This window comes from Methanofollis sp. UBA420, from assembly GCF_002498315.1.
Classification (GTDB): domain Archaea; phylum Halobacteriota; class Methanomicrobia; order Methanomicrobiales; family Methanofollaceae; genus Methanofollis.
Genome location: NZ_DAGX01000002.1, coordinates 942,681 through 952,782, shown reverse-complemented (window position 1 = coordinate 952,782; position 10,102 = coordinate 942,681). Strand labels below are relative to the sequence as shown.

At 59.2% G+C, this 10,102-nt stretch carries 8 protein-coding genes, 1 tRNA gene and 3 rRNA genes; 6 read left to right on the top strand and 6 right to left on the bottom strand.

Features of this window, described 5'->3' with window-relative positions:
• The 6 genes from BP869_RS04785 to ppcA all read left to right on the top strand — a co-directional run.
• A 23S ribosomal RNA gene (locus tag BP869_RS04785) occupies positions 1 to 302 on the top strand; the annotation flags it as partial.
• Positions 303 to 374: 72 nt separating this feature from the next.
• Positions 375 to 446 (top strand) — tRNA-Cys (locus BP869_RS04780).
• A gap of 5 nt (positions 447 to 451) precedes the next feature.
• A 5S ribosomal RNA gene (rrf, locus tag BP869_RS04775) occupies positions 452 to 573 on the top strand.
• 226 nt (positions 574 to 799) lie between these two features.
• Positions 800 to 921: ribosomal RNA gene (gene rrf / locus BP869_RS04770) — 5S ribosomal RNA — on the top strand.
• 119 nt (positions 922 to 1,040) lie between these two features.
• Positions 1,041 to 1,838, top strand: a complete 798-nt coding sequence (locus BP869_RS04765; protein ID WP_342677357.1) for a hypothetical protein — start codon at positions 1,041 to 1,043, stop codon at positions 1,836 to 1,838.
• Between the two features lie 143 nt (positions 1,839 to 1,981).
• The gene (gene ppcA / locus BP869_RS04760) at positions 1,982 to 3,448 is read left to right on the top strand and encodes a phosphoenolpyruvate carboxylase (protein ID WP_342677355.1); all 1,467 of its coding nucleotides are present in this window, start codon (positions 1,982 to 1,984) and stop codon (positions 3,446 to 3,448) included.
• 221 nt (positions 3,449 to 3,669) lie between these two features.
• On the opposite strand, the gene BP869_RS04755 is transcribed toward ppcA, so the two are convergent.
• The 6 genes from BP869_RS04755 to BP869_RS04730 all read right to left on the bottom strand — a co-directional run bounded on the left by BP869_RS04755 (position 3,670) and on the right by BP869_RS04730 (position 10,097).
• A complete protein-coding gene (locus BP869_RS04755; RefSeq protein ID WP_342677354.1) occupies positions 3,670 to 3,954 on the bottom strand; it encodes a DUF5671 domain-containing protein in 285 nt (94 codons plus the stop codon).
• Positions 3,951 to 4,952 carry a DUF7490 domain-containing protein gene (locus BP869_RS04750; RefSeq protein ID WP_342677353.1) on the bottom strand — a complete coding sequence of 334 codons (1,002 nt, stop codon included), beginning with the start codon at positions 4,950 to 4,952 and terminating at the stop codon, positions 3,951 to 3,953. The genes BP869_RS04755 and BP869_RS04750 overlap by 4 nt, the downstream gene beginning before the upstream one ends.
• A 106-nt stretch (positions 4,953 to 5,058) precedes the next feature.
• The gene (locus tag BP869_RS04745) at positions 5,059 to 6,354 is read right to left on the bottom strand and encodes a PQQ-binding-like beta-propeller repeat protein (protein ID WP_342677351.1); all 1,296 of its coding nucleotides are present in this window, start codon (positions 6,352 to 6,354) and stop codon (positions 5,059 to 5,061) included.
• A 26-nt stretch (positions 6,355 to 6,380) separates the two neighbouring features.
• The gene (locus BP869_RS04740) at positions 6,381 to 6,908 is read right to left on the bottom strand and encodes a hypothetical protein (RefSeq protein WP_342677349.1); all 528 of its coding nucleotides are present in this window, start codon (positions 6,906 to 6,908) and stop codon (positions 6,381 to 6,383) included.
• Between the two features lie 539 nt (positions 6,909 to 7,447).
• Positions 7,448 to 9,127: a glutamate--tRNA ligase gene (locus tag BP869_RS04735; protein ID WP_342677347.1), complete on the bottom strand. Its 1,680-nt coding sequence runs from the start codon at positions 9,125 to 9,127 to the stop codon at positions 7,448 to 7,450.
• Between the two features lies 1 nt (position 9,128).
• A complete protein-coding gene (locus BP869_RS04730) occupies positions 9,129 to 10,097 on the bottom strand; it encodes a polyprenyl synthetase family protein (RefSeq protein WP_342677345.1) in 969 nt (322 codons plus the stop codon).
• Between the last annotated feature and the right edge of the window lie 5 nt (positions 10,098 to 10,102).

Genomic DNA, 10,102 nt, shown 5'->3' with positions numbered 1-10,102 from the left:
AGACCGTCGTGAGACAGGTCGGTTACTATCTATTTGGGGTGTATGGAGTCTGAGGGTAAGAAAGAAATAGTACGAGAGGAACTTTCTTTCGTCGCCTCTGGTCGATCGGTTGTCCGACAGGGCAATGCCGAGCAGCTACGCGGCAAGGGATAAAAGCTGAAAGCATCTAAGCTTGAAACCCGGCCCAAAAAGAGACTCCGCTGAGGACATGGGTAAAAGACCCGCTTGATAGGCTTGGGATGTACGCATGAAGACCACGACATGTTCAGTCCGCAAGTACTAACGTCCAAATCCAACTATCCGTTGAACCCAGACGAAACCCGTTGTGCATACCTTTAAACACTATAATGTGTTACATTATAGAGGACACGGCTGCCAAGGTGGCGGAGAGGCTACGCGGTTGACTGCAGATCAACTACATCCCGGTTCGATTCCGGGCCTTGGCTTGGGTGATAGCGGCCATAGCAGTGGGGAAACACCTGGACTCTTTCCGAACCCAGAAGTTAAGCCCACTCACGTATTACCGTGTACTGAGTTGCGCGAGCACTTGGGAAAAGTAATTCGCTGCTATCCCCTTCCTTATGAATTATGACTGTTCTTGGATTCCTTTGTATTGTGTCTGTTCTGAAATGTTTGTTCTGTACCCTGATTGTTGATATTGATACGTCCGTCGGATCATATACGTTCTGACCGTCTTTTCTGTTTCCGTTTCTATTTCTCCTGAATCTGTTCCTGGCTTTCTGTATCCCGAATCCGTTTCGTGCATACCCTTATATCTTATTATGCTGACTTTATAGTGTATAGCGGCCATAGCAGCGGGGAAACACCCGGACTCTTTCCGAACCCGGCAGTTAAGCCCGTTCACGTATTGTCGTGTACTGAGTTGCGCGAGCACTTGGGAAAAACAATTCGCTGCTATATTCTTCTTATACAGCGAATGAATGCCTGTTTTTTCTCTGTTGTTATTCCTATTTCTGGCAGGACGTCCCCGGCCATACATGTTTATACCGTAAATACGTGTATACGACGGGGGAGATTATATGCCCGAAGAGGTGACCGGTTCGCGCGATCAGGAGAAAGAATTCGATTCTCTCCTCGAACTTCTTCCTGGCGTACTCTGGGGTCTGGTGTCCAGTATTATCCTCGATATGATCGGAGAGATGAGCGATGTGGGCAAACTCTCTATCGTCCTTGGCATAGGCCTGATCATTGCAGCCCTGAGAACGATTCGACGGTCTGACCGGGCCCCGAGGCGCCTCTCCCGGCGGGTTATGAAGGTGCTGGCATGGGGCCTGATCTTCATTGTTGTTCTAGTTATTCTTGGCGGCTTTATCCTGGGAAAAAATCCTCTGGAACTGGTTTTTGTGGTCGGCTGGATGGTCCTGATGATCCTTGCCATCCGTTTCTCCTATGCACGTCCTTCAGGTTCGCTATTCCAGACACTTCTTCCCCAGGCTGCTGCAATAAGTCTTGGTGCCGGCCTGGTTATCGGAGGTGCGCCCATAACCGAAGTCCTCGAAGGCGGACCTTTTGAACTGACGATCATCAACAACCGTCCCGAAGTGTTCGTCTGCTATGTTCCTCTCATCAATTCCGAGATCTCGATTCCTCCGGGAGAAGAAAGAACTCTTGTACTACCAGCAGTTATCTGTACTGTCCAGCATGAAGGAGACATCATCAGGATCAGAGGTGCCTATGGCATGGAGCATTCTATTCCTGTAAGGCCGGATACTGTCATCATCTTTGACGGCAGTCCTTTCGATCCTGGCGATTCATTTGTCCTTTCCCCTACGGGACAGAGGGACCACACGCTGATCATTACTTCTGCCGGTGCCTGACCCTCTCTTTCCTCCTCTTTTTGAGAGGCACCATTATCTGGTATATCCTCACATATCATCTGGCACGCTGTCCATGTGACCGGCGTGACCGCATCCCGGCCCCCCGCGGGCTTGTCCCGCTTCCAGGATGTATGGTGATAGAGATGGCAGATATTCCACGAATTTCACGGTGCATGAGCACCCAGCACCCGGACAATGTCCACCTCCCGTTCTTTGCCGAGACCTCCGAACTCGGCGGCGACGACGAGGTGCAGGAGGCGTATTACAGTTACTCCCATCTCGGATGCAGGGAGCAGATGTGGGACTGCGAGGGAAAAGAAGTCGACAACTTCGTCGTCAAAAAACTTCTCTCCAGGTATGAATCCTTTTTCCGGGACAACCAGCTCGGACAAGATCTCTTTCTCACCCTGCGCGTCCCGAACCCTGAGGTCGAACGCGCCGAAGCGAAGATCCTCCTCGAAACCCTGGAGAGCATTCCGCGCTCCTTCGACGTGGCCCGCCTCTTCTCCGGGAATGACGTCCCTCCGATCTATGAGGTGATCCTCCCGATGACATCGTCGCACGTCGCTGTCGACAACATCTATCAGTACTACTGCGACTTCGTCGTTGGACAGCAGCATAAGCGCCTTGGCGGGAGGGACATGACCATCGCCGAATGGATCGGTCCTTTCTCTCCGCAGAAGATCAATGTCATCCCTCTCTTCGAGGACGCACCGAGCATGCTCAACGCCGCCGGGATCGTCGGGCGGTACATGCAGGACAAAGACCTCACCTACCAGCGCGTCTTCCTCGCGCGTTCTGACCCGGCCATGAACTACGGCATGATCCCGGCAATCCTTCTCAACAAGATCGCCCTCTTCCGCCTCCACCTCCTTTCCGAGGAGACGGGCGTTCCGGTGTACCCGATCATCGGCGTCGGTTCCGCGCCCTTCAGGGGCAACCTCCGTCCCGACACAGTCGAGCGCTGTGTTGCCGAGTACCCCGGCGTGCATACCTTCACCATCCAGTCGGCCTTCAAGTACGACTATCCCCTGGACATGGTCCGCCGGGCGGTCGCCGATCTCGAAGGGCAGAACACCACGGTTCCACCTGAAATAGACGAAGAAGAGGCAGTCGCCCTCATCCAGAAGTACACCGACGCCTACATGCAGGCGATCACCGGTCTCTCCGACCTCATCAACCGGGTCGCCACTTTTGTCCCGAGCAGGAGAAAGAGGAAACTCCATATTGGCCTCTTCGGCTACTCACGGAGTGCCGGTGGCATCTCCCTCCCACGGGCGATCACCTTCACCTCCGCGCTGTACTCGGTCGGCCTCCCACCCGAACTCCTCGGCCTCGACGCCCTCGACTCGGACGAGATCGAGTTCCTCCGCAAGGTCTATGTCAATTTCGATGCCGACCTTGCCGATGCCGCCCGGTACTTCGATCCTGAATCTGAGTATGTGTCCCCGTCCCTTGCAAAGGCCGTCCTCGACCTCGTCGATGTCGAACCCGATGCAGAGCACCGGGAGATCGCGGCCTCTATCCGCGGGGCCCTGAAGGAGAACCGTACTGCAGACGTCAGGTCAGGGATACTGCGGGCGGCAAATGTCAGGAAGTTCCTCGGATAATCTCTCTTTTTTCTTTCGCAGGCTCTCATCCCCGCGGTATGCGCGGGCAGGGGCTATGCGATAGGCACCGTCGTCGGGGTGAACCCTGAACAAGAGGGTCAAGACCGGGAATGTCGTGGCCCGGATCCTCGTGCGTGATGATGCCGTTCGCACCAAACTGCCGGGGACTCCGGTCCCACCAATATCGGCGGGTTCGCGTTCGCGCGTTGCGGTGCTCATCACTATCCTGAATGCCCGTCCCCTTCCCCCTCTTTCAACTTTTTCTCGTCTCTCCTGAGCACCTGCCAGTGGTAGACCCAGACTGCAAGGCCGACGAGGAGCATCGCCGCCGCCTTTGGGAGGCCGGCGTAATAGGGGGGCGGTTGTGGGTACGGTGCCGGCGGCGGGTAAACGAAGACCTCCAGCAGGACCGTACAGACGTCGACCGCTCCGATGACCATCACCAGGAGGGAGAGGAAGGTGACGGCATAGAGGTACATCCTCCATGCGGTGATCCCGCCCTTCATCCCTCGCGCCTCCCCCGTCGGACAACATACGCGGCTGCGCCGAGGGCCAGAAGGGCAAGTACTGCCGCAAATCCCGGTTGAGTCGGCCCGACCCGGCCACCCTCAACGACCCTGAACTGCCCCACCTGCACCTCCCCGGGTATAGGTGTCGGCGCGGCGGTGACGGTCAGGGTGGGCGGTTTTGTCGCCTTTCCTGTCTCCCCGCTTTTTGAGTCACCCTGTGGAGGGGCCAGGGTCACGCGGCCGGTACCGCCCGTGATGAGGGCGCTGTTCTCGAAGACCTCGATCCCGATCTCGTAGTCATAGCCATTCGGAACGGTGAGGCGGATACTCCTTTCCGTAGACGCATTCCCGGCGATGGTCCCGAGGGTCGCCGACTCCCGTGCCGCCGTGATCCCTTTCTGCAGGTTGTAGGCCTTCACCTTCGCCGCGACCTGGCCCGAGGGAGAGAGCCCGATATTCTCCAGGCCAAGGAAGATATCCAGGGTGATGGGGTCGGCCTCCAGGTCCGGGGTCATCACGTCGATGGCCGTGACGGCAAGGAGGGAACGGGCGATAGTTTTCGCATGGGCGGTGCGGTCAGGGAGAGCGACGGCGACCGACCCTGTCACCTGTCTCCTCCCGTCCTGCCAGACCGAGGCCCAGATGTCGTAGTTATGCCCGTTTTCGAGTTTCATCGGGATTACCTCCCTGTGTGTCTTCCCTTCCTCCAGGCTCAGGTCCGAGACGCGCCTCTCGGTGACGACGACATCTGTGCCGGCATATTTCGCGCTCACCAGGACATCGACCTTCTCCAGGTCGCCGTATAGGGCTTCGATATAGGGGATGACTTCGATCGCGGTGGTGTTCGAGGGGGGCTGGCCCTGGGGAATAACGATATCCATGTCGGCGATGGTGACATAACCGCGTGTCTGCGACTGTGGCGGTGCGGTACACCCGGCCGTGCATGCAAGACAGAGGAGTATGATGATGAAGATCCCGGTCTTATATCGTTTCATTTCGATCATACTGTTGTCTCTGGACCTGCGATCTTTAAATGATCTTCTAATTATATCATCGACATTATTCCATGGAAATTCCCCGGGGAAAAGAAAAGAGGATGGTTTATTGTCTTCTCATCATGAGGAGAACGACAGCGATACCGACCCCTGCAAGGGCGGTCAGCGGCAGGGCGGCGGCGCGGGTCGGTGTCGTCGTCGCTGGCGTTGTCGACGGCACCAGGGTGGCATTCACCGTGGCCGTGACTCCTGCCTCGACAGAGAAGGTCCCGCTCCACGTATCGTGATCGCGGAGTTCAAGGAGGACGGTGTGGTTGCCAGCCTCGATGTTGGGCACGGTGACCGGCGTCCTGCCCACATAGAGGTTGTCGATGTGGACGGCCGCGCCCGCCGGCACCGAGGAGATTGCAAGCGATCCGGTTATACGTGCGGTCGTCGGCGTGGTGGTGACGGTAGTGGTCGGCGTCGGGGTGGGCTCCGGCGCGGTGGTGTAGCGACTGACCTCACCACCTGATGTTGCGATGGCGAAAGTGGTACCATCTGGGGTGAGGGCCACTCCCCGCACCGCCGACCCGATCACTTTGCTCAGGATCGCCGAGCCTGTCCTGTCCAGGATATAGATATTCTGGTCGAGAGACCCTGCGGCGATCTTCTCCCCGCGCTCGCTCGCCGACACGGCCGTGACCGACCCCGTCATCGGTACGCTCCAGAGGAGTGTGCCGTTTGCATCGAAGAGGATGACACGCGTATCGGCCGATCCCGCTGCTACAAAGGTTTCGTCAGGAGAAATCGAGACCCCAAGTACGTCCGCGCGGGCCGCCTGCGACCAGAGGGGGGAACCGTCCCGTGCGAAGAGGTAGACTTTGTCGTCCTGTGAACCCGCTGCGACGAAAGTCCCGTTCGGTGTCACGGAGACCCCGAAGACATCACCTTCTGTCTGGTATGACCAGAGGGTGTTGCCTTCTTCATCGAAGAGATAGACCCTGTCGTCCGAACACCCGGCGGCGACGTATTCCCCGCCTTTGGCGACGGCAACGGCATAGGCGCGGCCGGGCAGCACCGCACTCCACCTGAGGTCGCCCGACCTGTTGTAGAGATAGACCCTGTTATCAGAGGCGGCGGCGCCGACCGCCGTCCCATCAGGTGCGATAGAGACACTGTTCACGGTCGCCTGTGCATTCTTCTGCCATACGACACTTCCGGAAGCGTCGAGCAGGGTGACCCGTGCATCGTCACCGCCCGCGGCGACCGCCGAACCATCTGCAGAGACGGCGACGCCCCGGAGGATCCCCTGGGTCGTGTAGGTCCAGTCAGGGGATTCCTCTGCCGCCGCCGCTGTCCCGCAGAGGAGACAGAGAAAGGTTGCCAGGAGGAGGGCTCTGGCTATATTCTCTTTTTTCATGGATGGAGATATCGGGTTTTGTCTATTTAAGAACGGCGTATCCACAACGCAGCCGCCAGGCCGAGGACGACCACGGCGGCACTCCATGGTGCCTGCGTAGGTGTCGGTGTCGCTGGCGGGACCGGCGTCGTCGCCGGAGGTGGTGCAGTCGTCGCGGCCGTCGTGACGTCGCTCACCGTCTCGTTTGTGATCATGAAGGTCCCGCTTGCCGTGGCGTCCCCTTCCACCCACTCGACAGTGATGGTGTAGGTCTCAGGCGGGAGCACCTCGAAGGTGTAGGACCAGGTGTTGTACGGGTCCCCGGCCTCCACTGTCACGGTGCCGCTTGACCCGTAGAATGCACCCCCCGTATCCTTCGAGGTCGGCTTGAAACCCGAAGAGACGATATCGACGAGAAGTTCATTGCCCGGTGCGATGTTCGTCGTCCCGCTGACGGTGAGGGTCCCGTCAGGATCCTTTCCGACCTCTCCGATCTCCAGAGTGGCCGCCGCCGCTGCCGCCTGTACGAGGAGGAGTGCGGACACCGCGATGAGGATGAGGGTTAGAGTTCGCATGCGGGTGCATGGGAGATGAGGGTATATATGGTGTGCGGGGGTGTGAACCCTGGAACAAAGAATCGATCCTCCTGCGGGGAATAATCGCAAGTCTTATGGCTTTCTCGATATTGCCGATGCTCGCCCCTCTCAAAACTCGAAAAAATTGGCTTTGTAAAAAGCCTATTCTGGAGTGCCTCTGCTGGGGGGCTGCCGCCCCCCGATCCCTCGAAAACCTCCGTTTTTCTCATGCTCACTTCGTTCGCACCCTGCCATTAGTATAAGGGTGGAGGGCAGTCTCCTCTTCAAAATGCAGGATTTCACCCACCCGAGGTCCAATCCTGAGGGGGGAACGAGCTTCAGCGAGTTCGAGAAGACCGCTAGGTCTTCGCTGTCCGGGGGCGTAGTCCCCCGATCTCGATTGAAGACGGTGGATCGGCGTCTTGTCTTACGATTCTGCTGTCCCCTGCTCTGGACAAACTCCCGGGATCCATAGAGTAGCCTCCTCTCACAGAACAAAAAAAATTCTTCCGAGCCCAAAAAAAGAAAAAGAGGTCTCTTCACCGGTGGGAGAAGTAGCCGACGACGCCGGTTTCGTCGGCCCGGTCGATCCGGACAAAGCCAACTCTCTCGAACTGGACGGTCTTTCCCGCATAGCGAGCGACCGCGGCCTCGCAGAGTCCGGTGAGCGTGCCCTCCGGGGTGAGGACGGTGCAGGGGATGCCCGTTCCCTCGGGGAGCCACTGGACGATCGGGGCCTTCGCCGCCCGCGCCGCCGCCAGGTCGTCGCCGGCATAGACTGCCTGCCCCTCGCCTCTCATCTCGATATTGAAGAGATCTTTCAGCCTGATCATCCCGGCCCCCGCGACCTCGGCCTTTGGCAGGACGACTGCACTCTCGAAGGCAAGTTTCCGCACACCCCGCGCCTCGTTGCCCGGGTACAGGGGCACCTCGGCTGTCTGTGCCGGTGCATCCTCGACAGTCACCCGCACAGGTTCGGGGACAAAGAAGAAGCGGTCTGATGACGGGTCGACGATCGCCTTGTTCTTCGCATACAGATTTTCCCAGGAGAAGGAGATGTCGGTCTCGCCGATACCGATATCGAGGACCGCCTCCTTCACCGCCTCGGGCTCGATGCCCCGGCGTGCGATCGCTCTCAGGGTGCCGAGGTGGATGTCGTCCCAGCCCGTGTACGTGCCGGCGTTGATCCCCTCGCGCATCGACGAGGTCGAGAGGACAACCCCCTCGATACCCATCCTGCCGTAGTGGCGGTACACCGGCGCCTTCCAGCCGAAGTAGTCGTAGATGTACTGCTGGCGACGGGTGTTCGCGATGTGGTCCTTGCCCCGGATCACGTGGGTGATGCCGAGGAGGTGGTCGTCGGCCACGACCGAGAAGTTCATCAGGGGATAGACCCGGGCGTCGATCCGCGGGTGGGCCGGGCTGTCGACGATCCTGAAGATGGAGAAGTCGCGCATCGCCGGGTCGGGATGTGTCAGGTCGGTCTTCACCCGCACTGTCACCTGCCCCTCGGCAAACTTCCCGGCGAGCATCTGGTCCCAGAGCTCCAGATTCTCCTCGACAGTGTGGGAACGGCATGGGCAGGCCGTCTTTGCGAGTTTCAGTTCCCTGAACCTCTCCGCGTCGCAGGTGCAGACATATGCCCCGCCAAGTTCGATGAGCTGCCGGCAGAGATCGTAGTAAATCTCCATCCTGTCGCTCTGGTAGACGATATCGGTAATGCCAAGGCCCAGATTCCTGATGTCCTCCTGGACCATCTCATAGGCCTCGGGGTCTACCCGCCGCGGGTCGGTGTCCTCGATCCGCAACACATACCGCCCGCCGTACCTCTTCACATAGGCATCGTTCAGGAAGGCCGCCCTAGCGTGCCCCAGGTGCAGGGGCCCGGAGGGGTTGGGCGCAAACCGCATCACGACGCCGTTTTCGGCACCTTCGAGGGGCGGGAGCTCCTTCTTTGTCTCCTTCCTGACCTCGTTCATCTCGGCCACAAGTTCGGGGGCGATCTCCTGGAGTTTTGCCTGCCATGACTCCGCTGGCAGGGCCGCGACCTCGTCGAGCACGCCCGCGAGAAGGGCGGGGATATCCTTTGCATGTGGGCGGAGTTCAGGGTGGGCGCCGAGCACCTTTCCCATCACTGCCTTTGCATTCGGCACATTGCCATGTTTTACCGCGTTCTGGAGCGCGTAGATATACAGGACTCTCCTGATCTCTGTCTCCATCTTAGAAACTCCGTGTCAGGAAGTAATCTGCGATTTCCTCAAGATATGTGCGTTCCATCGATTCGGGCAGGACAGAGAGAGAGCGCTTTGCCGTAGCGACCCTCTCCTCCGCGGCCCGCCGCACCTCGTCGATCACGCCCGTCTCTTCGAGTTCTGCGATCGCCGCGTCGATCTCGGCGCCGGTGAGAGTATGGCGATACTTCGAGAGGTCGAGGCCCTTCTCCCGTGCGGTGATGGCGATGAGGGTCTGCTTCCCCTCGCGGAGGTCGGATGCCCTGTCCTTCCCGCTCGTCTCCGGGGGGGCCAGGAGGTCGATGAGGTCATCCTGGATCTGGAAGGCGATCCCGGCATTCATGCCGTACTGGTAGAGAGCATCCACCTGCATGGCATTCCCGCCGGCAAGGGTTCCGCCGATCGCTGCCGCCGCTGCATAGAGGGCACCGGTCTTCTTCCCGGCCATCTCGATGTAGTCGGCCGCCTCGACCTCCGCGCCCTTCTGCTCGAAGGCCATATCCTGGTGCTGCCCCTCGCAGATCTCCGTGCAGGTCCGGGCAAGGAGGGTCACCGCCTTCACCCGCGCCCTGTCCTCGGCGAGGGCATGGGTGATGTACTCGAAGGACTTCGCATACAGCACGTCGCCCGCCAGGATCGCCGTCGGTTCGTCCCACTTCGTGTGGACCGTCGGCACGCCCCGCCGTGTCACGTCCCCGTCCATGATGTCGTCGTGGATGAGGGTGAAGGTGTGGGTCATCTCGACCGCGATCGCCGCGGTGATCAGGTCGTCGGCACGACCGGGTTTCACGGCGTTGGCTGCAAGGAGCAGCACCGCCGGGCGCAGGCGCTTCCCGCCCGCGAGCAGGAGATGGGCGCTCGCCTTATAGAGGTCGCCGAATACGTCTCCAAAATTCCGCTCGAGCGCGATGTCGACCTGCTCGGCGGTTTTCTCAAGATAAGTCTTCAGATCACTCATGACAA